The sequence below is a fragment of the Sulfurimonas sp. hsl 1-7 genome, from assembly GCF_030577135.1.
In the GTDB taxonomy this organism is placed as follows: Bacteria; Campylobacterota; Campylobacteria; order Campylobacterales; family Sulfurimonadaceae; genus Sulfurimonas; species Sulfurimonas microaerophilus.
In genome coordinates this window covers 1-930 of record NZ_JAUIRR010000013.1, presented here as the reverse complement: position 1 = coordinate 930, position 930 = coordinate 1, and the positions used below count along the sequence as shown (strand labels likewise).

2 pseudogenes are annotated in these 930 nt (G+C 41.3%); both read right to left on the bottom strand.

Annotation, left to right across the window (positions count from 1 at the left end):
- Window positions 1-545, bottom strand: a pseudogene (locus QWY88_RS11610) (ammonium transporter); the annotation flags it as partial.
- Between the two features lie 169 nt (window positions 546-714).
- Window positions 715-930: pseudogene (locus QWY88_RS11705) on the bottom strand (ammonium transporter); the annotation flags it as partial.

The following is a 930-nucleotide window of genomic DNA, read 5'->3' as shown; positions in this document are numbered from 1 at the left end:
ACAGTACCAACTAAAGTGAAGATACCAACTACTACTACAGATTCAACTTGAACCATAAATTGACCCATTCTGTCACCTGCAGCTTTTAGTGGACCATCCCATAGTAAGTCTTGGTCGTTTAGAGCTAAAAGACCTGTTGCTAATGCACCCCATAGACCAGCTAGGAAGTGGATACCAAATGCATCTAATGAATCATCATAACCAAGTTTCTTTTTAAGTACAGCTACACCGAAGAAACCTACTACTGAACCTACACCACCTACGATGAATGCACCAGTTACGTCAACGAATCCAGCTGCTGGAGTAATTGCAACTAAACCTGCTACAACACCTGAAGCAGCACCTAATAATGTTGGTTTTTTGAATACCATCCACTCTAATCCTACCCATACCATTGCAGCAAATGCAGTAGCTAATGTAGTTGTTAAGTAAGCTAAACCGGCAACTTCGTTTGCACCGAATGCTGAACCACCGTTGAATCCATACCAACCGAACCATAGTAATGCAGCACCAAGAGCTGTCAACATTACAGACATTGGTTTCATTGCAATTTTTGGATAACCATTNAGTAGCTAATGTAGTTGTTAAGTAAGCTAAACCGGCAACTTCGTTTGCACCGAATGCTGAACCACCGTTGAATCCATACCAACCGAACCATAGTAATGCAGCACCAAGAGCTGTCAACATTACAGACATTGGTTTCATTGCAATTTTTGGATAACCATTTCTTTTACCAACTAGGTAAGCTAATACTAAACCAGCAAGACCACCATTCATGTGTACAACTGTACCACCTGCGAAGTCTAATGCACCTGCATCAAATAATAAGGCACCGTCACCACCCCATACCATGTGAGTAATTGGAGCATATACTACGATTGTCCAGATTGCAACGAATACGATCCATGTTGAGAACTTGATACGTTCAAT